Raw genomic sequence first — 23,611 nt, 5'->3', positions numbered from 1 at the left:
ACATCTCCGGGCCGTGGTCAGAGTTCACCGGCGGTCGTTAACTGTGTGCCGGCGCGTGCGGGAGATAGTTAGGCGAACGCCCGGCCGGGGGCGGGGGTGGAGTAGCGTTATTCCGTTTCTCCCCGTACGGGAGGTATGGACCACGAGATAGCCCACCGTCCCTCGTTCGCCACGGCCGAGATCTCGCTGGAGGCGGGCGAGGAGGTGCTGGCCGAGTCGGGCGCGATGGTGAGTTACGGCGACGGCATCGAGATGGAGACGAACGCCACGGGCGGGTTCCTGAAGTCGCTCCAGCGTGGACTGTTCGGCGGCGAGAGCTTCTTCCAGAACACGTTCACCGCGAGCGAGGCCGGTTCGGTCACGTTCGCGCCGCCGCTCCCGGGCGACGTCGTCCACCACGAACTCGACGCGGACACCGTCTACGTCCAGTCCGGGTCGTACATCGCCTCGGACACGGCGCTGGAGGTCGACACCGAGTTCGGGGGCGCGAAGACGTTCTTCGGGAGCGAGGGACTGTTCCTGTTGCGGATCGAGGGAAGCGGGCCGCTGTTCATGTCCAGTTACGGGGCCATCGAGGAGGTCGACCTCGATCCCGACGAGACGTACACCATCGACACGGGTCACATCGTCGCCTTCGAGGACACCGCCGACTTCGCCGTCCGGCGGGTCGGCGGCCTGAAGTCGACGCTGCTCAGCGGCGAGGGGCTCGTCGCGGAGTTCAGCGGCGAGGGGCACGTGTGGCTCCAGACGCGCAGCCAGGACTCGTTCCTCGCGTGGCTCATCCCCCAGCTTCCGACCGGGAACTCGTCGGGATCGACGTGAGGTCGCCGCGAGGCGATCCGCGGCACAGAACCGGCACCGATCCTCGGCCGCGATCAGTCGTCCAGCCGCTCGCGCCACTCCTGCACTTTCGCCATCAGCTCGACCGGCGGCACCTCGTTCACGTCGGTCGCCCTTAGCTCCTCCAGCACCGACTCCGTGACGGGGTCGAGGGGCTCGGAATCGCCTCCATCGGCGCTCGCCGATCCCCGGAACTGCCCGCTCCCGAGGTCGAACACGGTCTGTGTCGACGGCACGTCGGCGCCATCGCCGTCACCGTCGCCGGCCGACCCGCGCGCCTCGATGGCCTTCTCCTCGCGGAGGCGGTCGAGCACGTCGGCCGAACGGTCGACGACCGGGTCGGGCACGCCCGCCAGGTCCGCGACGTGGACGCCGTAGGAACGGTCGGTCGGCCCCTCGCGGACCCGGCGGAGGAACGTCACGTCGCCGTCCCGCTCCTCGGCCGCGACGTGGACGTTCTCGACCCGCGGGAGGTGGTCGGCGAGCGCCGTGAGTTCGTGGTAGTGGGTCGCGAACAGCGTCCTCGCGCGCACCTCGTTGTGGAGGTACTCCGTGGCCGCCCAGGCGATGGAGATGCCGTCGTAGGTGGCGGTGCCGCGACCCACCTCGTCCAGGATGACCAGCGAGTCCTCGGTCGCCGAGTGGAGGATGTTCGAGAGCTCCTGCATCTCGACCATGAACGTCGAGCGCCCCTGCGCGAGTTCGTCGAGCGCGCCGACCCTCGTGAACACGCCGTCGACGAGGGGCACGCGGGCGGAGTCCGCGGGGACGAAACTGCCCATCTGGGCGAGCAGAACGACGAGCGCGCACTGGCGCATGTAGGTGGACTTCCCGCTCATGTTCGGCCCGGTGACGATGAGAAAGCCGCGCTCGCGGTCGAGTCGAAGGTCGTTCGGCACGAAGTCGGTCGTCCGCTCGACGACCGGGTGGCGGCCCGCGTCGATGCGGAGTTCGTCGTCGTGGTCGTCGCCCGCACCGTTCGCGGTCGCATCACCGTCCGCGCCGCCAACGAGGTGGGGCCGGACCCAGTCGTTCGCCGCCGCGTGTTCGGCCAGCGAGGCGAGCGCGTCGAGTTCCGCGAGCGCGCGGCCGACGTCCTGGAGGAGTTCCGCGTGCTCGGCGACGCGCCCCCGGAGTTCCCGGAACAGGTCGTACTCCAGCTCGCCGCGCGCCTCCTCCAGGCGCAGGATGGTGCGCTCCCTGTCCTCGAGTTCGTCGGTGACGAACCGCTTCGAGTTCTTCAGCGTCTTGATCTCGCGGTAGTGCTCGGGCACCTCGTCGGCGACCGAGCGGCCGACCTGGACGTAGTAGCCGTCGGTCGTGTTGCGGTCGACCGTGACGTGTGAGAGCCCGTGCTGGCGCTTCTCGCGTTCGGCGAGCGTGTCGAGCCAGCGCTCGGCCTCCTCGTACTCGTCGAGCAGTTCGTCGAGTTCCCCGTCGTAGCCGCGGGCGAAGATGTCGCCCTCGGTGACGGTGCCGGGCGGGTCGGCCGCGAGCGCGTCGCCCAGATCGTCGTGGAGCGCGCGGGCGGCGGCCTGGTCCGGGCGGGCGAGGACGTCCGCGACCGGCGACTCGGCGAGTTCGGTTCCCTCGATGGCCGACGCGAGTCGCGGGAGGCGGGCGAGCGCGTCGCGGACGGCCGCCAGGTCGCGGGGATCCGCGCTCCCGCTCGTCGCCCGCGAGGCGAGGCGTTCGAGGTCGGCCGTCCCGTCGAGTTCCTCGAGCAGGCGGTCGCGGGCGAGCGCCGCCGAGGCGAACGCGGCGACGGCGTCCTGGCGACGCTCGAGTTCCGGGCGGTCCCGGCGGGGTCGGGTGACCCACTCGCGGAGCAGGCGCGACCCGGCCGCCGTCTCGGTGTGGTCAAGCGTCGAGAGCAGGGTGCCGTCCCGCTCGCCCTGCATCGTCTCGGTCAGTTCCAGGTTGCGCTGGGTCGTCGCGTCGAGCGCGACGCGGCCGCCGGGGTCGAGCGCCCCGAGTCGCGTCATCGCCGCGAGCACGCCGACGCCCGTCTCGGAGACGTAGTGCAACACCGCGCCGGCGGCTCCGACCGGGGCGTCGGCCTCGAGGCCGACCGCGTCCAGCGTCTCGTCGCCGAACTGCTCGCGCAGGCGATGACGGGCGCGGCCGGGCGCGAACGCGTCGACCTCGTGGAGGGTGAGCCGCGCGTCGGTGTCCTCCCGGAGCGTGGCGAGCAGGGCGTCGTCCTCGCGGACGCCCGGGCCGGGGAGGATCTCGACGGGCGCGAACCGGTGAAGTTCCGCGCGCACGTCCTCCGCCGAATAGACCGACGCGGCGCGGAACCGGCCGGTCGTCACCTCGGCGAACGCGACGCCGTACTCGCCGTCTGCCTCCTCGACCGCCGCGAGGTAGCGCGCGGCCGAGTCGTCGGGGTCGACGACGGTGCCCGGCGAGACGACGCGCTCGACCCGTCGTGCGTGGCCCTCGTCGGTCTCGTACTGCTCGGCGACGGCGACGCGGTAGCCGCGCTCGACGAGCGCGTTGAGGTAGGGGGTGAGCTCCGAGAGCGGGACGCCCGCCATCGGGTACGAGGAGCCGTGCGAGGACTTCTGTGACACCTTGAGGTCGAGAACGTCCGCGACGAGTTCGGCGTCGTCGGCGAAGAACTCGTAGAAGTCGCCACACTGCATCGCGAGCACGTCGGCCTCGGTGTCGGCCTTCAGCGAGAGGAACTCGCCCACGATGCCGCCCGCCTCGTTCGACATGGTCGTGAGTGGGGCCGGGGGTCCGTAAAACGCTACGGGTTACCCGGCGGGGACGACGCGGTGGACGCCGCCGCCGTCCGCGCCGGTACCGAGCACGTACACCTCGCCCTCGGCGTCGCGGCCGAACGAGAGGATCCGCTCCAGTTTTCCGGCGTCGTCGTCGGCGACCGGGAGGACGGACGTCGACCAGCGGCCGCCGCCCTCGGACGGGGACGCGAGGAACAGCCGGCCGCCCGCCTGGAGGTCGCCGAAGACGTACCGTCCCGCCAGCCCCGGCAGCGCGGAGCCGCGGTAGACGGTTCCGCCGATGACCGAGATTCCGGTTACTCCTTCGCCCGAGTGCGGGTACTCGGTGATGGGGTCGATGAGGGGTTCGCCGCCGCGGACGCTCGCGGGCGTCGCGTCGGGGCACTCGTCGGCGTCGTAGCAGTGGGTCGCCTCCTTGACGTTCCAGCCGTAGTTGCCGCCACGCTCCACGAGGTCGACCTCCTCGAAGCGGTTCTGCCCGACGTCACCGACGTAGAGGTCCGCGCCGTCGAAGGAGAACCGCCACGGGTTCCGGAACCCCCAGGCGTACTGCTCGTCGAGCCCGGCTTGCCCGACGAGCGGGTTGTCCTCGGGGACGGCGTACGGGTTCCCTCCGGACTGGCCGTCGACGTCGATCCGAAGAATGCTCCCCAGCAGGTTCTCGGTCACGTCCTGGCCGTTCCCTCCCTCGACCGCGTCGTACCAGTCCTCGACGTGGCCGGTCCCCTGGTCGCCGCCCCCGCCGCCGTCGCCGACGCCGACGAACAGGAGGCCGTCGGGGCCGAACGCGAGGGAGCCGGCGTTGTGGTTCGCCTGCGGTTCGGGAATCTCCAGCACGACGCGTTCGGAGTCGCGGGCCACGGCGGTCCCGTCGGCGTTCGCCGTGAACTCCGAGAGGACGAACGTGTGGCTGTACGAGTCGGGCGTTCCGGACCGGGAGGGGGCGCTGTAGCGGACGAACAGCCGCCTGTTGTCCGCGAACTCGGGGTGTAACGCGAGCCCGAGCAACCCCTTCTCGCCGCCGACCTCGACCGACTCGCGGAGGTCGAGGAACGGCTCCCCGCGCAGACCGCCGGACTCGTGAACGAAGACGCGCCCGTTCTGGTCGGTGACGTAGCGCCTGTCGGCGTCCGGCGCGAAGGCGATGTCGACTGGCGCCTGCAGCCCCGACGCGAGCGTTTCGAGTCCGACCGTCTCGGGCGGGCTCGCCGCGGACGTTCCGTCGGTCCCGGAGGGCGTGGACTCGGACGGTGTCGGGGATCCGCCGCCGCCGGTCTCCGTCCCCTGGCCGGTCGTTCCGCTACAGCCCGCCAGCCCAGCCAGGCCGCCAGCGAACAGTGCGCCGAGTACCTCCCGCCTGCCGGTCGCAGGGTCCATGGGGGGTTTACGGCCGCGAGACGGAAAATACGTGGTGCGGGTGAGCCGGCTCGTGGGGTTCGAACCGTCGGAGCGGCGCCGCTGTCGGTTCAGTGACGACCGCCGCACGGACGAGCAGGGGCCCCTACCCGACGGCTGCCCGACCGTACGACGGTCAACCCGGGGCGATGCGGTTCCTTTTAGGTTACGCTCCGGCCGACGTCGCCGCGACGGGAGCCCGCGGAGCGACGACCGGACGCCGGGGCGGACGAGCGCGGGGCTCCGGGTTCAAAAGCGGAGGAGCAGCCGTGCGACCCCGGCCCGGACCCCCGGGAACGCGGCGTCCTCGGGCACGAACGGAACGACCGCCGAGCCGCCGAACGAGGTTTCCGACCCGGTCCACCGGATCCGCCCGCCGGACGCGTTCGCTTCCGGGTACTCGCCCGCCGCGACGCGGTCGTCGGGGCCGCGGAGCGTGAGTTCCTCGGCGCCGAGATACGCCGGCCCCTCACCGCCCATGGCGAACGGCATCGACGGGCCGGTCGCCCGGAACGCGGTGAACAGCACGACGCCGGCCTCACATCGGGTCGCGGCGTCGGTCCGGTAGGAGACGACGAGCGTGTCTCCCTCCATCCGGCTCGTGACCGACTCGGGGTCGGTGACCGCCCGGTGTCGCGCGTCGGCCACGACGGCCTCCCGGAGCGAGTCGTTTTCGAGGGCCGCGGCCCCCTCGGAGAGGGTCACCCGGGCCGTCCAGCGGGACGAGCCGTTCTCGGCGACCCGGACCGTCAGCTCGGAGTCCGCGCGTTCGACCGCGACGTCACGGTCGGCCGCGGCGTCCTCGAGCGCGTCGGTACAGACCCCGCAGGCGGGTCGTGGCGGCCCGCGGGCGTCGACCGCCGCGGGGACCGCGAGGAGCGATGCGACGAGCAGGAGCGCGGTTGCGACGTCGGCGATCCGTCGGCGTCCGGCGGAGGGCGGCATGGGCGGGTGCTCACGAGCGCGCCGTAAGTACCTTGTCCACGACCACGGGGTGCTACACAGCGGACGGAGCGCGGGACCGCCCAGCGATCGCATCGATGTGCTGGGATCCGTTCCATCGGGCGCGCGGCGGCCGCACACCGCGGGGCCGCTCGTTCGAGGCTCACGCGAACGCGGCGGTCGCACCGGCTCCAGCGCCACGAGGGCTTTCGAGATCAGGGCAACGGCCGCCGTCGACGAGAACACCACCCCACCCCCGCCCTCAACATCGCGTGGATTTTTCCCGGCGAGCGGCCAACCGACGGCCATGAACAAGCCGACGAGCGCGATCGTGGGCGGCGCGGCCGGCGTGTCGGTGCTCTCGGTCGCGCTGTTGCTCATCGAGGTGGAGACGCGCTCGCGCATCGGGCTGTTCGCCGTCGTCGCGCGGTTCGTGGGCGTTCCCGGCAACCAGGCGCTCGGGTTCCTGCTGTTCGTCGCCGCGGGCACGATCGCGTGGCCGCTCGTGTTCGTCGCGCTGGAGGCGTACCTGCCGCTCGGTCCGGACCCCGCCATCAGGGGCGTCGGGTTCGCGCTGCCGCTGTGGGTCGCGTTCGTCCTGCTCGGGCGGGGGGAACTCTCGGGTGCGATCTTGATCGTCTTCGGCGTGCTGACGCTGTTCGCTCACGTCGCGTACGGCTTCACGCTCGGAGCCGTCTACGGCAGGCTGTCGGGCGAGACGGAGGCCCGGCGACCGATGCCGGCGTATCCGGACGAGGAGTGATCGCCGGCGACGCGGTCGAACATCCCCACCCATAAGTCGGGTGCCGACGAAGCCTGGGGCATGTTTCCTGCCCTCCAGGCCACGCTCGCCGAGTCGATCGCGGCGATCCTCGTCGTCGGGGCTCTGCTCTTCGGTGCAGGCTGGCTCTCGCGGACGATCCGGTCGGACGGGCGGGGCGGCGCTCGAGGGCGAGCCGGGTCGCGGGCGAACGGTCGGAACCGGGCCGGGGATGCGAGCCGGTCCGACGGCGGGACGCGAGCGTCTCGGCTCACGCGGCTGCGGGCGCGGCTCCCGTACGACCCGATCAGGTGGCTGACGACCGTGAACCACCGGGACGTCGGGACGCTCTACTTCGCGTTCGCGCTGGTGGCGGCGCTGTGGGGCGGGACGGACGCGTTGATGATCCGGACGGAACTGCTCACGCCCGGCACGACCGTCTGGGACGAGCAGACGTACAACGCGCTGTTCACGACCCACGGGCTGACGATGCTGTTCTTCTTCGTGACGCCCGCATTCACCGGCGTGGCGAACTACTTCCTCCCGCTGTTCGTCGGCGCCGACGAGATGGCGTTCCCGCGGGTGAACGCGCTCGCGTTCTGGCTGCTCCCGCCGTCGCTGCTGCTCGTTCGCGCGGGGCTCGTCACGGAGGTGTTCGGGAAGGCCGTCGCCGCGCTCGGCCCGCGACTTGAGGTGCTGTTCCTGCTGGAGCCGCCGACGACCGGGTGGACGATGTACGCGCCGCTCTCGATCATGCAGGCGAACCCGCAGGTCGATCTCATGCTGCTCGGGTTGCACCTCTCGGGCGTCGCAACGATCCTCGGCGCGGTGAACATCATCGTCACCGTGCTCGTCGACCGCGACCCCGAGGTGACCTGGGCGACCATCGACATCCTCTCGTGGACGCTGTTCACCACCGCGGGCATCATCCTGTTCGCGTTCCCGGTGCTCGGGAGCGCGCTGGTGATGCTGGTGATGGACCGGAACTTCGGGACGACGTTCTTCCTCGTCGAGGGTGGCGGCCCGATCCTCTGGCAGCACCTGTTCTGGTTCTTCGGCCACCCGGAGGTGTACATCCTCGTGCTGCCGGCGTTCGGGCTGGTGAGTCTCATCCTGCCGAAGTTCGCCGGGCGGACGCTGTTCGGCTTCAAGTTCATCGTCTACTCGACGCTCGCCATCGGCGTGCTCTCCTTCGGCGTCTGGGCCCACCACATGTTCGCCACGGGCATCGACCCGCGGCTCCAGTCGTCGTTCATGGCGGTCACGCTCGCGATCGCGGTCCCGTCGGCGGTGAAGACGTTCAACTGGATCACGACGCTGTGGAACGGAAAGATCCGACTGACCGCGCCGATGATCCTCTGTATCGGCGGCGTCGGCCTGTTCGTCGTCGGCGGGGTGACGGGCGTCGTGCTCGCGTCCATCCCCGTCGACCGGGTGCTCCACGGCACCTACTACGTCGTCGGCCACTTCCACTTCATCGTCATGGGGGTGATCGCGATGATGGTGTTCGCGGCCTCCTACTACTGGTTCCCGCTGCTCACGAGGCGGATGTACGACCGCCGCATGGCACGCGTGCAGGCGTACACCCTGATCATCGGCGTCTTCGTGACGTTCTTCCCGATGCTGCTGCTGGGGATGGGCGGCCACCCCCGCCGGTGGGCGGAGTACGCGTCCGCGCTCGGCGTCCACCCGACCTGGCCGGTGCTCCACTGGACGGCGACCGGCGGCGCGGCGATCATCGGCATCAGCGTCACGCTCTGGCTGTTCAACGTGGCACAGTCGGCCCGGGTGGGCACGCCGGTGACGACGGGCGACCCGTGGGACCTGAAGGAGACCGGGCAGTTCAGCCGCGAGTGGGCCTGGTTCGAGGAGCGACTGGCGGAACGGCGACGGCGGACGACCTCCGGAACCGAGGAGGACTGACGCGGGAGCCGCGTCGTCGCGTCCGGCTACCGGCGACGCTCGCGCCTGTCGGCCTCCTCCTGGACGTCCCGGAGCGCGCTCTCCTGCTCGTCACGGGTCAGCCCGCCCGACTCGGCGTGCCGGCCCGAGTACTGCCAGGAGGGGATCGCGTCCCAGACGGTGCCGGAGTCGCCCCCGTCGTCGGATCGGGAACCACGCACCGCCGACACGGCTGCGGCGGCGAGACCGACGACGACCGCCGCCGAGACCGCGTACTGCCAGCCGAACCGGACGCCGACGGCGGAGCCGGCAAGCAGGAGCAGGAGGGCCGCGGCCGCCCTCGTCGACGCCGCGGTTCCGCGTCGCGTCGGCTTCATGTGAGAGCACACCGGAGCGTCGGCGATAACTGTTGGGCCGGCGCGAGCGACGACATCCCAGCAATCGGAAGGAGTTCGGTGGGGGGTCGGCGTCCGCGGTTCCGTCCCGGGGACGCCGCTCAGTCGTCCTCAGCGGGAACGCACAGCCCGTCGAGGTAGTCGTGGAGCGACTCCCGGATCGCGGCAGCCGCCTCGGGCCGGTCGGTGGTCGCGCGGCCGAACATCCCGCCCGCGAGGGTCGCCTGCACGTGTTCGGCCGCGCGGTCGAGGTCAGTGTCCTCGACGAGTCCGGCGTCCGCCGCCTGCGTGAGCAACTCGTGCACGTGGGTCACGAGCCGTTCGTCCTGCCTGGTCATCCGTTCCCGGAACGCCTCGTCGGTGACGGCCTGCATCCGGAGCTCCGTCAGCGCGCGCTGGCCCTGGGCAGCGTCCCCGGGCGGTTCCGGCGGCAACGCCGTGTCGACCAGCGCGTGGAGCGACGCCATCGGGTCCTCGCCGGCTTCCGCCTCCAGGTCGGCGAGGACGTGGTCGATCGCGAAGCCGAGAAACGCCGCCAGCAGGTCGTCCTTCGAGTCGTAGTGATAGTACAGCAGCGACTTGCTCTTGTCGAACTTCTCGGCGATCTTCGCGATCGAGAGGTCGGCGTAGCCGTGTTCACAGAGGGCGCGGAACGTCGCCTCCATGATCTGTCGCTCCGTCTCCGAGGGCCCGTCGGTGGTCGGTTCCGACCCCGTCACTCCGCGCGCCCCCGCTGGCCGGGCTCGTCCTCGTCGGCCTCCCCGGCCGGATCGACGAGCCGCGTCGTACACCACTGGCAGAAGTCGATCGCCTCGTCGACCTCCCGACCGCAGTTCGGACAGGTTCGGTGATCCTCGGCGTCGTTCGCGCGGAGCGCGGCGTCCCGGTCGGCCCGCGCGAGCAGGTACGCGTCCGCGACGCTCCCCAGCGCCGCGATGAGCGGCGGGAGGAACACGAGCGGGTCGACCGACGCCGGGAGCGTCATCGACCCGCCACGCAACCCCTCGGACGCGGCCGTCACGGCCTCCGGCGGGACGAACAGCGCGAGCGCGGCGTACACCAGCGCCAGCCAGCCGAACGCGCGGCCCCAGCGCCGGAGGTAGGCGTGGCCGAGGCCCGTCACCGCGAGCGCGAGCACGGCCGCCAGCCACGGGCGCTTCGGGGAACGTGTCTCGCCCATGACCCTGACTGAACGGTCAGGTGGCAAAAGACCGTCGGTCACGGAAGACGCCCGTGCGCCGCGGGCCCACGAGCGGGCGGGCTTTTCCCGGCCGGGGGACCGAGCGTCCGGTGATGAGCACGAACCAGTCCGAGACCGTGGCCGTCTACGCCGACTTCGTCTGCCCGTTCTGCTATCTCGGGCGCGCGTCGTTGAACCGCTATCGCGACGGTCGGGAGGCGGACCTCGAGGTCGACTGGCGATTCTTCGACCTGCGGGCGCAAAAACGCGGCCCGGACGGCGAGATCGACGACTCGGTCGACGACGGCAAGGACGAGGCGTACTTCGAGCAGGTCCGCGAGAACGTCGCCCGACTCAGGGAGGAGTACGGTGCCGAGGAGATGCTCGACCTCGACGGGACGCCCGACGTGGACTCCTGGGACGCCCAGCAGGCGGCCCTGTTCGTGAAACGCGAGCACGACGCCGCGACGTTCCGGGCGTTCTACGACGCCGTCATCGACGCCTACTGGACCGAGGGGCGGGAGATCGGTGACGTCGACGTGCTCGCGGATCTCGCGGCCGACGCGGGGCTCGACCCCGACCCGATCCGCGCCGCGACCGAGGACGAAGAACTGGCAGCCGAGCTCCGGTCGCGGTTCGAGGAGACCCGCCAGCGTGGCGTCACGGGCGTCCCGACGTTCGTCGCCGACGGACGCACGGCCCGGGGTGCCGTGCCGCCGTCACACCTCGAACGGCTCGTCGAGGGGTCGTGATCGGCGCGTCCGGAACTCAGACGCGATAACTGGCGGCGCGGATTTTTAAGGGATCGGCGGAACCGCTCGTCCATGAGCGCGACGACGACCGCCCGCGTTCGCCTGGGGCTCGCGTCCCTCACCGTCCTCACCGTGACGGCGATGGCCGCGATGGTCCTGGCGAGCATCGCGGTTTAGGCCTCGGGCAACTCCTCGCCCGGCGGGACGCCCTCGGCGGTCACGGTCTGGCCGGTGAGATACGAGGAGGCGTCGGCCGCGAGAAAGCGCGCGACGTCGGCGATCTCCTGGCTCGTGCCGATCCGGCGGTCGACCTCGCTCCGCTCGACGTTCTCGGCGGAGACGCCCATCTGTGACTCGACGCCCGGCGTCGCCACGTAGCCCGGCGCGAGACAGTTCGCGCGCACGTCGCGGCCCGCCCACTCGACGGCGAGCGTCTTCGTGAAGTTCTCCAGGCCCGCCTTCGCCGCGCCGTAGTGGCTCATGTACGGCGCGGCGCGCTGGCCGGCGACCGACGCGACGTTGATGACTGTGCCGCCGCCGTCCGCGAGGTGATCCGCGGCGGCCCGGACGCAGTGGTACGCGCCGTGGAGGTTGATGTCGACGATGGTCTTCCAGCCGTTCTCGGAGACGTCCTCGACGGGCGCCATGAACGACGCGCCCGCGTTGTTGACGAGACAGTCCAGCCCGCCGAACTCCTCGACGGTCGCGTCCACGAGCGCGCCGACCGCCCCGGCGTCGGTCACGTCGCACTCGACGGCGAGACACCGGCCGCCGTCCCGGTCGTTGATCGCGTCGGCGACCGGGTCGACGTTCCCCTGCTCGCGCGAGCAGACCACGACGTCCGCGCCGTCGGCCGCGAACGTCTCGGCGATGGCCTTCCCGATGCCGCTCGACGCGCCGGTGACGATTGCCGTGGTTCCGTCGACGGAGAACCGTTCCTCGATGGACATGGACGAGGGTCTGCGGGAGGTGACGTAAACGTACGGTCGGGCGAGCCGGTCGACGTCGGCGTCCTGGTGGCTGCGACGGCGAAACCGTCCCGGAACCCGCTGGCGGTGACGGTCGCCCGCCAGACCGTTCCGACTGTCTCCGTGGACGACTCCGTGGCGCGGGGCGACCATCGAGAACGTCGGTGGTGCCGTGACACCGACATCGGCTCCTGTAGCCGACCACCGTTCACCCCAGGCACCGCCGAAACGGCACGGAGAGTTTAACAGCCGTCCCGAACTAGCTCGGAGCGATGGACGTCGACAAACACGCCGAGGAGCTCGCCTCCGCTCTCGGCGAAGACAAAACGGAGGTCAAGCAGGACTTGCAGAACCTACTGGAGTACAGCGTCCCCATCGACGAGGCGAAGCAGTCGGTCCGCCGGAAGTACGGCGGCGGTGGCGGCGGCGACGCCTCGCCCACGTCGGTCGACGTCGCGGACGTCACGACCGACTCGGGCAACGTGAGCGTCACGGCGCGCGTGCTGACCGTCGGGACACGGAGCATCCGCTACCAGGGCGACGACACGACCATCCGTGAGGGGAGACTCGCCGACGATACGGGGACGATCAGCTACACCGCCTGGCAGGACTTCGGCTTCGAACCGGGCGACACCGTCACCGTCGGCAACGCCGGCGTGCGCGAGTGGGAGGGTCGGCCCGAACTCAACATGGGCCAGTCCTCCTCCGTCGCGCTCGAGTCGGAGCCGCTCGAGGTCCCGTACGACGTCGGCGGCGAGCGCGACCTCATCGACGTCGAGGCGGGCGACCGCGGCCTGACCGTCGAGGCGCGCGTGATGGAGGTCGAGGAGCGCGTCATCGACGGCCGGGACGGCGAGACCACCATCCTCTCGGGCGTGCTCGGCGACGAGACCGCCCGGCTCCCGTTCACCGACTGGGACCCGACGCCGGCGGTCGAGGAGGGCGCGGAACTCCGCATCGAGGACGTGTACGTCCGCGAGTTCCGCGGCGTCCCCTCCATCAACCTCACCGAGTTCACGACCGTCGCCGGGGCCTCGGTCGAGGTGACCGACGAGGCGCCACGCGTCGCCATCGGCGAGGCGATCGGCTCGGGCGGGATGTACGACGTCGAGGTGACCGGCAACGTGCTCGAGGTCCGTGACGGCTCGGGGCTCATCGAACGCTGTCCCGACTGCGGGCGACTCGTCCAGAACGGACAGTGCCGCAGCCACGGGCAGGTCGACCCGGAGGACGACCTCCGCGTGAAGGCCATCCTCGACGACGGCACCGCCACCGTCACCGCCATCCTCGACCGCGACATCACCGAGGACGTGTACGGCGGCACCCTCGAGGACGCCCTCGAGGCCGCGCGTGAGGCGATGAGCCGCGAGGTCGTCGCCGAGGACGTGCGGGGGAAACTCGTCGGGCGCGAGTACCGCGTCCGCGGCCACCTCTCGGTCGACGAGTACGGCGCGAACCTCGACGCGAGCGAGTTCGAATCGAGCGGGGACGACCCGGCCGAACGTGCGAAGGCCGCGCTCGAAGGGGTGGGTGCCCGACCCGGCCCGGATGACTCCGGGGAGGTGAGAACGTGAGTTCGAACGACGACGGCGGTGACGACGACTCCGGCCCCGGAACCCGCGAGGTCGCCCACCGGCTGTTCGCCGCCGAGTTCGACGACGCCTCGCTGGAGTACTCCGAGAGCGACGAGGAGCGCGCCCCGAACTACGTCGTCACCCCGACCGGCCTCCGGGTGAATCGCCTGTTCGCGGTCGGCGTGCTCACCGAGGTCGAGTCGGTGAACGAGGAGACGGTCCGCGGGCGGGTCGTCGACCCGACCGGCGCGTTCGTCACCTACGCCGGCCAGTACCAGCCGGAGGAACTCGCGTTCCTCGAGCGCACCACGCCGCCGGCGTTCGTCGCGCTCACCGGGAAGGCCCGCACCTTCGAACCCGACGACGCGGACGTCGTCTACACGTCGGTCCGCCCGGAGAGCGTGAGCGAGGTCGACGCGGACACGCGCGACCGCTGGACGGTCTCGACCGCGGAGGCGACGCTCGACAGGCTGGCGGTGCTCGCGGCCGCGCTGGAACTCGACGAGCGCGGCGACGCGCTGGAGACGCGGCTCGAGGCCGCCGGCGCGCCCGAACAGCTCGCGACCGGGATTCCGCGCGCGCTGGAGCACTACGGCACGACGCCGGCGTACGTCGAGGCGGTCCGCCGACTCGCGGTCGACGCGCTCGAAGTGGTCGCCGATGAGCGCGAGGAGGCCCGCGCGCTGTCGACCGAACCGGACGCCTCGGGCCCGGCCGAGGTCGGCCCGCTTCCGGATCACGGGCTCGACCTCTCCGCGGCTCCCGGGCGGGCGAGCGAGGCGGAACCGTCGGAGTCGGAGCCGGCGGAAGCGGAGCCCGCCGAGGCCGAACCGACGGACGCGCCGGACGAACCGGCTGCCGAGGCCGACTCCGAGCCCGACGCGGGAGCGGACGAAGCCGCGGAGCCGGCGGGGGCGGCCGCGACGACCGGCGGTGCCGACGCCGCCAGTTCGACTGCGACCACCGGCGACGCTGCCGACGCGAACACCGGGTCGGGGACGGACGTCGGAGGAGACGCCGGTCCGGAGCCCGAAACCGACCCCGACCCCGATCCCGATCCCGAGGAACCGACCGCGGATGCGGCCGAGCAGTCCGAGGGGTCGGCCGCTGAACCCGACGTCGACGCTGACACGGACGAGGACGCCGCGCTGGGCGACTTCGACGACGAGGACCTGGGCGACTTCGAGGACGCGGTCTCCGACGAGGAACGCCGCGAGGTCGAGGAGGAGCACGGCGTCGAGTTCTCCTCGGGAAGCGACGTCCCCGACGCGGGCGAGGCCGGCATCGAGACGCCCGAACCGGAGACCGGTGCGAAAGCGCCCGAAGCCGGTGCCGAGCCGGCCGAAGGCGACGACGAGGCGGAGGCGGCGACCGACGGAGATGCGACCGAGTCGAGCGAGGATGGAACGACCGACGCGGGCGAGGCGGCCGGGGACGTCGACGTCGAGGACGCCGTTCTCGACCTGATGGACGAACTCGACGACGGCGACGGCGCGGACCGCGCCGAGGTCGTGGCGACCGCCGCCGACCGATTCGGCGTGAGCGAGGACGAGGCGGACGACGCCGTGCAGGACGCGCTCATGAGCGGCAAGTGCTACGAGCCCAGCGAGGGGACGCTGAAGTCCATCTGAATGGCGACCGAGTCGCTCGTCGAGCCGGTTCCGGGCGCGCCGGCGGCGACCGCCGATCTGGGCGACGAGACGGCACTCGTCGTCGCCGACTACCACGCGGGCATCGAGATCGGCCTCCGATACGAACGCGGCGTGGAGCTCCAGAGCGCCGCCCAGCAGCGACGCGAGCGACTGCTGGGACTGCTGGCCGGGACGGACGCCGACCGACTGGTCGTGCTCGGCGACCTCGGTCATCGGATCGGCGAGACCGAGGGGATCGAGCGCGAGGAGATCGGGGACCTGCTCGACGCGGTCGCGGTTCCGGTGACGCTCGCGCTCGGGAACCACGACCCCGGCGTCGCCGAGGCGTTCGACGACCGGATCGAGGTGACGCCGTCAAACGGGGGCCGCATCGGCGACGTGGGCGTCCTCCACGGCCACACCTGGCCGTCGCCGGCGGTCCTCGGTGCCGACGTGGTGTGTATGGGCCACGAACACGCGGCTGTCAGGCTCGCCGACGAGGTCGGCGGGACGCGGGTCGAACGGGCGTGGCTCCGCGGCCCGCTCTCGCGTGCGGCGTTCGCGGATCGGGTCGAGATCGACGAGTGGGGCGACCCCGAGTTGGTCGTCTTCCCCGCGTTCAACGAGCGCTCCGGGGGCACGTGGGTGAACGTCGCGGGCCAGTCGTTCCTCTCGCCGTTCCTGCCCGACGGGCTCGAGGGGGGCGAGGCGTACCTGCTGGACGGGACTCGGCTGGGTGCCTACCGGGCCGTGTGAGGAAACCACGGTACTCGTTATCACGCGTTTCCGAGGGTTTCACGCCGTGTGCTACCCGTTTTCACCCGCCGAATTACCGGTGGGTTTATGTACGCCAGCCGTGTAGTCGTGAGTACCAGAACGCCTTCGGGGCGTCGTGGCACAGCACGCTGAATGATACGGGGTTCTCACACACCGGACCGACAGCACTCCCCGAGCGACCGCCACACCCGGAGCAGTATGGTGTCGAGGTAACGAATCATGGTAACGAAAGAGGAAGTTCTCGAAGAGTACGGACTTGACCAGCTTGCGGAATCACAGAACGTCGAGCTCGACGACGAAAAGCTCGAGAGCGGCTCGAAAGGGTCGCTGATCAAACTCGCCGGTCAACTGCGCGACCGACGTAACGATCTGAACCAGATGGCCTCCGAGCGCGCGTCCAAGCGCGACGACCTGAACGCCAAGACGCGCGAGAAGGTCGACGAGGCCCAGGAGCACCGCGAGAAGCGGGACGAGCTCAACGAGAAGGTTCAAGAGCACAAGGAGTCGCGCAACGAGATGAACGCCGAGGCCAACGAGCTGTTCGACGAGGTCGAGCAGCGGAAACAGGACCTCGAACTCGGCTCGGGCAAATCCATCGAGGAGCTCAAGGAGGAGATCGAGGACCTCGAGTTCAAACAGCAGACGGAGGTGCTCTCGACCGAGGACGAGCGCGAACTCATCGAGAAGATAGAGGAGAAGCGCGAGCAGCTCGCCGAGAAGAAGGGCAAGGTCGAGCAGAGCGGCGACCTGGAGGAGCTCATCGAGGAGGCCGAGGAGGTCCGTAGCGAGGCGTCGACTCACCACCAGAAGGTGACCGAGCTCGCGGACGAGGCCCAGGAGCACCACAACCAGATGATCGAGGCCTACCGCGAGGCCGACGAGATCCGCGACGAGGCCGACGAGATGCACGAGCTGTTCGTCGAGGCCCAGGAGGCGGCCGACCGCCACCACGAGGACTTCGTCAGCGTCCAGAAGCGCCTGCGCGAACTGGACAAGGAGGAGGAGCAGGAGCGCAAGGCCGAGCGCGAGGAGAAGAAGGAGGAGGAACGCGAGGAGGCCGAGGAGATCTACCAGAAGTTCAAGGAAGGCGAAACTCTCGACACCGAGGACCTGATGAAGCTCCAGAAGACGGGGCTGCTCTAGACGGACGGTCGGATTTTCGCGTTTTCGGTCGGCTGTCGTTGGTTGGGTAGCTTTCGCTTCGGCAGTTTGGTACGCCCCGTGTGTAACGGGCTGGTGACGCGGAAGTCCCCGCGGCGCTTGGATTCTACGTTCACTGATCCGTCGGGAGCCAGTTCTCGAAAGCCCCCGCGGCTCTCGGCTCTCGCGGCCCACGCTACGCTCCTCGTGCTCCCTCCGGTCGCACTGCGGTGCTTGCGGGACCGGGGTTCGCCGACGTACGGGAGAGCACGCTCTCCCGAATTCACGAGCGCAAGCGCCCGCGAACGCCGCGCTCCCTTTCAGTCCCACCCAGCCGCACCGCAACCGCACGGCAGCCACACGCCTCCCTTACCTCGGAGCACGCTCCTCGGAACTCACCCTCGCATCGCTCGCGTGAGCAGCCGATTCGCTCGGTCGGCTCGCTTCGCTCGCCTCCCTCACCCATCCCTCGCGCGCGTCTGTTCACCCCACAAGGGGGTTCGAGTCACGCGCGCCACCGCCGCCGGTTGGCCGGTCACCTGCTCGAAATCCGTCCCCTGTTTTTACGTCGCCGGCGCGTCTGCTCCGGGTATGGCAGATTCAAGTCAGAACGGCGTCCGAGCGCTCGTGCTCGTCGTCGTCGGCCTCGCGGCCGCGGCGCTCGGGTTCGTGTTCCTGTACTGGCTCCCCGGCGACCTCGCCGAACTGCTGGGCGTGCTGCTCACGGCAGGGCTGGTTCTCGTGGCGATCAGATTCGCGTCCGGCGCCCTCGGCGGGTACTTCGCGGACTACACCGTCGCGGAGGTCGAGGTCTCGGGCCCCATCACGCGCGACGGCGGCGGGGGACCGCTCCCGCGCTCGCCGACGACGCCCGACGCCGACGAGATCGTCGAGCAGATCGAACGCGCCGACGGGGACGACAACGTCGAGGCGCTGATGTTGAAGCTCAACACGCCCGGCGGGGAGGTCGTCCCCAGCGACGACATCCGCATGGCCGCCATGGAGTTCGACGGCCCGACGGTCGCGTACGCCACCGATCTGTGCGCGTCGGGCGGCATGTGGATCGCTTCCGGCTGTGACGAACTCTGGGCCCGGGACGCCTCGCTCGTCGGCAGCATCGGCGTGCGGTTCACGCAGACCCGCTTTGCCGAGTTCGCGGACCGGTACGGCATCTCCTACGAGCGCATCGTCTCGGGCGAGTACAAGGACTCGCTGGGCGCGCCGTTCAAGGAGCTCGAACCCCGCGAGCGCGAGTACCTCCAGGGGCTCTCGGACTCGTGGTACGACAACTTCGTCGAGCGCGTCGCCGAGTCGTTCGAGCTCGACGAGGAGGCGGTCCGCGACACCGAGGCACGCGTCTTCCTCGGCGAGGACGCCGTCGACATGGGGCTGGTGACCGCGCTCGGCACCGACGAGGACGCCGAGGACCGCGTCGGCGAACTCATCGACGTCGAGCCGGTCCGCGAGGAGTTCGAACCCCAGCGCGGGCTCTCCGAGCGGTTCGGGGTGGGCGCGGCGTCGGTCGCCTACGCGCTCGGCGCGGGCGCGGCCGCGGCGGTCGCCGGCGAGGAGGGCGGGCTGGAACTGTGAGTTCGGACCGGTCGCGACGGCGCCACTGACTCCCCCTCACCCCGTCAGTCGTCGACCACGGCGACCGCCTCGACTTCGACGAGCATCTCCGGGTCGACGAGCCCCGACACCTCGACCAGCGTCGTCGCCGGGCGAACGTCCCCGAACGCCTCGCCGTGGGCACGCCCGACGTCCTGCCAGTCGTCGACGTCCGTGACGAACATCCGGGTGCGGACGACGTCCGCGAGGCCGCCGTCGACCTCGGTCAGCGCCGACTCGATGGTCTCGATGGCGACGCGCGTCTGTTCGAACGCGTCGCCGGGCGCGACGACCGCGCCGGACTCGTCGGTCGCCGTGGTGCCGGCCACCTCGATCCTGTCGCCGACCCGTACCGCCCGCGAGTAGCCGACCGTCGATTCCCACTCGGTCCCCGTCGAGACGCGTTCTCGATCCATGCGGTCGCGTCGTCGTCGGCCGGGGTAAACCCCACCGGTCGACTCATGTGCGGGGTTTTTCATCCCCCAGTTCCCACCACCGACCGTGACGACGCTGGTCCTCTGTGTGGACCGCTCGAACGACGTCGGCCGGAAGGCGGGCGTCAGGACCCCGGTCGTCGGCTGGGAGGCGGTCCGGTCGCTCGTGACCGACCTCGGGCTCTCCGACCCGGAGGACGCGGGCGTCAACTCGATCCTCGAATCGCTCCGCGTCGCCCGCGACCTGCAGGACGGCGGCGAGGACGCCGTCGTCGCGGTCCTTGCGGGTGCCGGCGACTCGGCGGTCGGGGCCGACCGCGCGCTGGCCGCGCAACTCGACGAGGTGCTCGGCGACCACGACGTGGACTCGGCGATCGTTGTCATCGACAGCGCCGCCGACGAACGCGCGGTCCCCATCGTCGAGTCGCGGCTCCCTGTCGACTCGGTCGACAGGGTCGTCGTCAGGCAGGCGCGCGACCTCGAGTCCACCTACTACCTCCTCAAGCAGTTCATGGCCGACGAGGAACTGCGCGAGACGGTGCTCGTCCCGCTCGGCGTCGGTCTCCTCATCCTCCCGGTGCTGCTCGTGCAGTTCTCGACGGCCGTGGCCGTCGCCGGCCTCGCCTCGCTGCTCGGCGCGACGCTGCTGTACTACGGGCTCGGCATCGACGACTTCGTCGAACGGAGCCCCGAGCGCGCACGCGAGGCGCTCTACTCCGGTCAGGTGTCGGTCGTCACCTACGTCGTCGCCGTCGGGCTGACGCTGATCGGTGCGTTCCTCGGCGTGCTGGCGGCCTCACCCGTCGCGGGCGGGGAGTTCGTCGCGGCCATGCAGTTCAGCTACAGCGCCGTCCCGTGGCTGGCGCTCGCCGCGCTCACCGCCTCGTTCGGGCGGCTGCTCGACGAACTCCTCCGCGACGAGGGCGTCCGGACGCCGTACCTGAACCTCCCGTTCGGCGTCGTCGCGCTCGGACTCGTCGTCCGTGGGTTCGCCGGCTGGTTCCTCGAACGCGAGGCCGGCCGCGGGCCCCTGGAACTGTTCGGCGTCCCGCTCGCCCCGACCGAGCGGCTGGCCCTGTTCATCGTCGGCAGCATCGTGCTCGCGCTGGTGGGCGTCCGGGTGGCCGCCACCGTGTCGGACGAGACGCTCGACGAGGTCATCGACGACGGCGTGGGCGGCGGCAGCGAGAACCGGTGACCGTCGAGGGTGTTCGGTCGACCGTCGGCGGGACTCACTCGGACGTGGGCCGGATCACGTCCGCGAGCGCGACGGTGACGCCGAGGAGCCAGCCCAGCGGGACGGCGATGGCGAACCACATCAGCACGTACGCCACGCCCCGAAGCTGGAACCGCGAGCGGAGGAACTGGTCGATGCCGCCGACCGTGAGGACGTTCTCGAGCAGCCAGATCGCGATCGTCTGGCTGTTCGAGAACACGACGCCGGCGAGCGCGGGCGAGTAGAGCGCCGCCACGACCGGCGGGAGAAAGAAGGCCGTCATTCCCGCGGGGTAGGCGAACACGACGCTCGTGAGCCGCCCGCCGAGGCGGGAGAAGATGACGGCGAGCGCGGCACAGACGGTGGCGACGAGGCTCGCCACGGCGACCGCGACGAACCCGCGGAACGAGAACTGGCTCACCCACGCGGCCGCGGTGAGCGAGCCCCAGACGAGCAGCGAGACGGCGACGACGCCGAGGATGCCGACGCGGGCGACCGCGGTGTTGACCCGGCTCGCATAGAAGCGCGCGCCGAAGCCGACGAGCAACAGGGGGTAGCCGACCGCGACGAGCGGGATGCCGAGCGCGGTCCAGAGGTAGTAGGCAGCCTTCTGCAGGTCGGTCTCGGGCGACCACTTCCCGACGACGCGACCGGGGTCGAGCTGTCGCGGGAACACCAGTTCCATCCAGGTCGCGTGCAGCCGCTCGAGGTCGATGCGCAGGGCACCAAGGAGTCCCGGCGAAGCGCGTCGTTCCATCGGCGATGTAGAACAAGGGGACCCGATTGAAGGTTACGACTCGGGGGAGCGGCCGTCCGCGCTCTCACCGGTCGGTCGGCCTCACCTGTTCCAGGGCCCGAAGTCGGGGTCGACCCGGCGGTTGGCCCTGTCGATGGCGTCGATGGCGGCGACGTCCTCGTCGTCGAGATCGAGCGCGAGCGACTTCAGGTTGTCCAGGACGTGCGCCTCACTCGTCGCCTTCGGGATGGTCGTGACGCCCTTCTCGCGCAGCCACGCGAGGCTCACCTGCGCCGCGCTCGCGTCGTGTTTGTCGGCGATGTCGGTCAGCTCCTCGATCCGGAACACCTCGCCGCGGGCGAGCGGCGAGTAGGCCACCACCTCGACGTCGTGTTCGGCACACGCGTCGCGGAGGTCCCGCTGCTGGAGCAGCGGGTGGCACTCGAACTGGTTCGCGAAGACCGGGGCCGCGGAGACGTCGACGGCCTCGGCGAGCTGGTCGGGCTGGAAGTTCGAGACGCCGATTCGGTCGACGAGCCCGTCGTCGTACAGCTCGTTGAACGCGTCGAGCGTCGGCTCCGGCTCGTACTCGTGGGCCGGCCAGTGGACGTACAGGAGGTCGACCGAGTCGACGCCGAGCCGGTCGAGGCTGGCGCGGGCCGTCTCGTGGACGTCCTCGGGCGCGAGGTTCTCGATCCAGACTTTCGTCGCCAGGAACACGTCCTCGCGGTCGACGTTCGCGCGCTCGATTCCCTCACCGACCTCGGCCTCGTTGCCGTACACCTGCGCGGTGTCGACGTGCCGATAGCCCGCGTTCAGCGCCGTCTCGACGGCCGTCCGGCACTCCTCGGGGTCGTCGTTCTGCCACGTGCCGAGTCCGAGCATCGGCATCTCGTCGGCGTGTGGCGTGTCCTCGTGGGAACGCGGCTGCTGGCCTGTCATCGTCGGACGGACGGCCCTGACGGGGAAATAGGTTGTTACAGGCGGCCGAACTGCCGGTTTGGGGGTTGGTAGCGGTTCGCGTCCGGGCCGGTGGCTTCCGGTGGACCGTCCGCGACCAGTCACCGATAGTCTCCTCGATTTCCGACCTCCGTGGTCGGCCTAGCCGATGTACCGGAGCTCGTCGTCGCTGGGCATCCCGCCGCCGCCCTGCATTTCCTGGATCTTGCCCACGACCTCCTCCATCTCGTCGGCGCGCTCCTCCAGATCGGCGAAGTCGACCTCGAAGCCGAGCGTCTCCTGGAGCACCTCGAGGACCGCCTGCGCGCTCTTGGGATCGACGAGGTAGCCGGACGTCTCGCCCATCAGGCAGGCCGCCTCGAGGCCGCGTCGTTTCCCCAGCCCGAGGACGAGTCCGGAGACGCCGACGATGCCGCCGGCCGGTTCGTCCGCCCGGAACTCCACGCCGGCCGCCGCCAGTTCGTCCTTCGCGTCCGCGTCGTTCACCGCGCCGAGGACGCCGTACTCGTCGTCCTCGATGAGTTCGCCGGTGGGGACGCCCCCGAGCGCGTACGCGCGCTCGCAGCCGAATTCCTCGGCGACGTCGAGGAACGCGTCGGTGAGCGTGTAGTGGCCCTCGTTGCTCGCGGCCTGGTGGTCGCCCGTGAGCGTGATGATGTCGACGCCGTCGGCGTCCACGTGGTGGAACTCGGCGTGTGTGAGCTCGGTGACGCCCTCGTCGTCGACGGTTACCTGCGGCGGGAACTCGGTGGTGTAGGCTCGCCGGATGAGCGTCCCGTCGAACTCCTCGACGAGGTGCTCGGCGACGAGTTTGCCGACGTGCCCGACGCCCGGCAGCCCCTCGATGAAGGTGGGATCCGAGAGCTCGGGGTCCGCGACGACCTCGATGTCGACCTGGTCCATGGTCGTGACACTGGGTTGGCCTTCATAAAGGGTCGTCGGCTCGGCGTCGCGGGCGCTCGTCGGTTCCGACGGGCGCGTTCCTCCGCCGCGTCGGGTGGTGGCGTCCATTCGTCGGGTGGGATGGGAACGTCCTTTCGCCGGGTCACACGCGAGTGTTCGCTCGGACTCCGGGTCGGAAACCGGACCGCGGCCGCACACGCCCGGCTTAGTTCCGTTTCGGGACGCCGTCGGTCACTCATTCGCGCGTCGGCTCCACCGCGAACGGGCTCTCCCCGTCCCGCCAGGTCCACCCCGGCAGCCTCGTCTGGAACCCCGCGGCGAGCGCGGCGTCGAGGTCGTCCCGACCCGCGGCGTCGACTCGCTCATCACCGTGGGTGTGGACGTCCGCGAAGTGGAACGTCGCCTCCGCGAGCAGCGCGAGCGGCTGCTCGCCCGCGATGGTCGCCGCGAGTTGCCGGCCGAGCAGTTCGTCGACGACGAACCCCGGGTAGTCGCCCTCGACGTCCAGTTCGCGGAGCAGCCCGGCCAGCGCGGCGACGTTGACCGCGCGGTCGCCGTCCGCGAAGACGGTATCCACCTCGGCCCGGTACCGCTCCGGCGACACCGACCCAACCTCGGTTCCGAACAGTTCGCCGAGCGCGTCCCGGGTGTCGTTGATGATGGGGACGATCTCTCCGGCGCGCCCGCGGACGCGATCGCGTTCTCCGTGGACCTCCTCGGGGCCGAAATGCATGGTGAAGCCGTCGGA

At 70.7% G+C, this 23,611-nt stretch carries 22 protein-coding genes; 10 read left to right on the top strand and 12 right to left on the bottom strand.

Translation table 11 applies throughout. The annotated features are described in order from the left end of the window. Positions 1-135: 135 nt before the first annotated feature. Positions 136-822 carry a TIGR00266 family protein gene (locus tag RJT50_RS11230; RefSeq protein WP_313691416.1) on the top strand — a complete coding sequence of 229 codons (687 nt, stop codon included), beginning with the start codon at positions 136-138 and terminating at the stop codon, positions 820-822. 53 nt (positions 823-875) lie between these two features. On the opposite strand, the gene mutS is transcribed toward RJT50_RS11230, so the two are convergent. The 3 genes from mutS to RJT50_RS11215 all read right to left on the bottom strand — a co-directional run bounded on the left by mutS (position 876) and on the right by RJT50_RS11215 (position 5,930). After that, a complete protein-coding gene (gene mutS, locus RJT50_RS11225) occupies positions 876-3,563 on the bottom strand; it encodes a DNA mismatch repair protein MutS (protein WP_313691415.1) in 2,688 nt (895 codons plus the stop codon). A 39-nt stretch (positions 3,564-3,602) separates the two neighbouring features. Beyond that, on the bottom strand, positions 3,603-4,967 hold the full coding sequence (locus RJT50_RS11220; RefSeq protein ID WP_313691414.1) for a PQQ-dependent sugar dehydrogenase: 1,365 nt from the start codon (positions 4,965-4,967) through the stop codon (positions 3,603-3,605). Between the two features lie 267 nt (positions 4,968-5,234). Then, positions 5,235-5,930, bottom strand: coding sequence for a hypothetical protein (locus tag RJT50_RS11215; RefSeq protein ID WP_313691412.1), 696 nt, complete (start codon positions 5,928-5,930; stop codon positions 5,235-5,237). Positions 5,931-6,234: 304 nt separating this feature from the next. Here RJT50_RS11215 and RJT50_RS11210 point away from each other — a divergent pair, with 304 nt between their 5' ends. Together RJT50_RS11210 and RJT50_RS11205 are read left to right on the top strand one after the other, a co-directional pair. Further along, positions 6,235-6,690: a DUF6789 family protein gene (locus RJT50_RS11210; protein WP_313691411.1), complete on the top strand. Its 456-nt coding sequence runs from the start codon at positions 6,235-6,237 to the stop codon at positions 6,688-6,690. Positions 6,691-6,750: 60 nt separating this feature from the next. Then, complete coding sequence (locus tag RJT50_RS11205; RefSeq protein ID WP_313691410.1) at positions 6,751-8,610, top strand: cbb3-type cytochrome c oxidase subunit I; 1,860 nt, start codon at positions 6,751-6,753, stop codon at positions 8,608-8,610. 26 nt (positions 8,611-8,636) lie between these two features. Here RJT50_RS11205 and RJT50_RS11200 read toward each other — a convergent pair whose 3' ends face one another. The 3 genes from RJT50_RS11200 to RJT50_RS11190 form a co-directional block, all read right to left on the bottom strand. Continuing rightward, complete coding sequence (locus tag RJT50_RS11200) at positions 8,637-8,966, bottom strand: hypothetical protein (protein ID WP_313691409.1); 330 nt, start codon at positions 8,964-8,966, stop codon at positions 8,637-8,639. Between the two features lie 119 nt (positions 8,967-9,085). Further along, positions 9,086-9,703 (bottom strand): TetR/AcrR family transcriptional regulator, encoded by a 618-nt coding sequence (locus tag RJT50_RS11195; protein ID WP_313691407.1) that lies wholly within the window; start codon positions 9,701-9,703, stop codon positions 9,086-9,088. Beyond that, complete coding sequence (locus RJT50_RS11190) at positions 9,700-10,164, bottom strand: DUF7575 domain-containing protein (RefSeq protein WP_313691405.1); 465 nt, start codon at positions 10,162-10,164, stop codon at positions 9,700-9,702. The genes RJT50_RS11195 and RJT50_RS11190 overlap by 4 nt, the downstream gene beginning before the upstream one ends. A 113-nt stretch (positions 10,165-10,277) precedes the next feature. On the opposite strand from RJT50_RS11190, the gene RJT50_RS11185 reads away from it, so the two are divergent. Next, entirely contained in the window at positions 10,278-10,916 is a 639-nt protein-coding gene (locus RJT50_RS11185; protein WP_313691404.1) for a DsbA family oxidoreductase, read from the top strand. 173 nt (positions 10,917-11,089) lie between these two features. On the opposite strand, the gene RJT50_RS11180 is transcribed toward RJT50_RS11185, so the two are convergent. Next, complete coding sequence (locus RJT50_RS11180) at positions 11,090-11,866, bottom strand: SDR family NAD(P)-dependent oxidoreductase (protein WP_313691403.1); 777 nt, start codon at positions 11,864-11,866, stop codon at positions 11,090-11,092. A 290-nt stretch (positions 11,867-12,156) separates the two neighbouring features. On the opposite strand from RJT50_RS11180, the gene RJT50_RS11175 reads away from it, so the two are divergent. The 5 genes from RJT50_RS11175 (at position 12,157) to RJT50_RS11155 (ending at position 18,596) form a co-directional block, all read left to right on the top strand. Further along, complete coding sequence (locus RJT50_RS11175; RefSeq protein ID WP_313691402.1) at positions 12,157-13,458, top strand: Single-stranded DNA binding protein; 1,302 nt, start codon at positions 12,157-12,159, stop codon at positions 13,456-13,458. After that, complete coding sequence (locus RJT50_RS11170) at positions 13,455-15,089, top strand: hypothetical protein (RefSeq protein ID WP_313691401.1); 1,635 nt, start codon at positions 13,455-13,457, stop codon at positions 15,087-15,089. Before RJT50_RS11175 ends, RJT50_RS11170 begins: the two co-directional genes overlap by 4 nt. Continuing rightward, positions 15,090-15,845 carry a metallophosphoesterase gene (locus RJT50_RS11165; protein ID WP_313691400.1) on the top strand — a complete coding sequence of 252 codons (756 nt, stop codon included), beginning with the start codon at positions 15,090-15,092 and terminating at the stop codon, positions 15,843-15,845. It abuts the gene before it with no gap. Between the two features lie 240 nt (positions 15,846-16,085). After that, positions 16,086-17,009 carry a coiled-coil protein gene (locus tag RJT50_RS11160; protein ID WP_313691399.1) on the top strand — a complete coding sequence of 308 codons (924 nt, stop codon included), beginning with the start codon at positions 16,086-16,088 and terminating at the stop codon, positions 17,007-17,009. Between the two features lie 588 nt (positions 17,010-17,597). Next, complete coding sequence (locus RJT50_RS11155) at positions 17,598-18,596, top strand: S49 family peptidase (RefSeq protein WP_313691398.1); 999 nt, start codon at positions 17,598-17,600, stop codon at positions 18,594-18,596. A gap of 44 nt (positions 18,597-18,640) precedes the next feature. On the opposite strand, the gene RJT50_RS11150 is transcribed toward RJT50_RS11155, so the two are convergent. After that, positions 18,641-19,030 (bottom strand): RidA family protein, encoded by a 390-nt coding sequence (locus RJT50_RS11150; protein WP_313691397.1) that lies wholly within the window; start codon positions 19,028-19,030, stop codon positions 18,641-18,643. A gap of 85 nt (positions 19,031-19,115) precedes the next feature. Between RJT50_RS11150 and RJT50_RS11145 the strand changes: the two genes are divergently transcribed. Next, on the top strand, positions 19,116-20,246 hold the full coding sequence (locus RJT50_RS11145) for a DUF373 family protein (RefSeq protein ID WP_313691395.1): 1,131 nt from the start codon (positions 19,116-19,118) through the stop codon (positions 20,244-20,246). Between the two features lie 34 nt (positions 20,247-20,280). On the opposite strand, the gene RJT50_RS11140 is transcribed toward RJT50_RS11145, so the two are convergent. The 4 genes from RJT50_RS11140 to RJT50_RS11125 form a co-directional block, all read right to left on the bottom strand. Then, entirely contained in the window at positions 20,281-21,021 is a 741-nt protein-coding gene (locus RJT50_RS11140; protein ID WP_313691394.1) for a hypothetical protein, read from the bottom strand. Positions 21,022-21,102: 81 nt separating this feature from the next. Beyond that, entirely contained in the window at positions 21,103-21,942 is an 840-nt protein-coding gene (locus RJT50_RS11135) for an aldo/keto reductase (RefSeq protein WP_425499673.1), read from the bottom strand. 159 nt (positions 21,943-22,101) lie between these two features. Beyond that, a complete protein-coding gene (locus RJT50_RS11130; RefSeq protein WP_313691393.1) occupies positions 22,102-22,863 on the bottom strand; it encodes a proteasome assembly chaperone family protein in 762 nt (253 codons plus the stop codon). Positions 22,864-23,098: 235 nt separating this feature from the next. Continuing rightward, positions 23,099-23,596 (bottom strand): DUF7984 family protein, encoded by a 498-nt coding sequence (locus tag RJT50_RS11125; protein WP_313691392.1) that lies wholly within the window; start codon positions 23,594-23,596, stop codon positions 23,099-23,101. Between the last annotated feature and the right edge of the window lie 15 nt (positions 23,597-23,611).

Source organism: Halobaculum sp. XH14 (assembly GCF_032116555.1).
In the GTDB taxonomy this organism is placed as follows: domain Archaea; phylum Halobacteriota; class Halobacteria; order Halobacteriales; family Haloferacaceae; genus Halorarum; species Halorarum halobium.
This window is presented reverse-complemented; position numbering and strand designations above follow the sequence as displayed.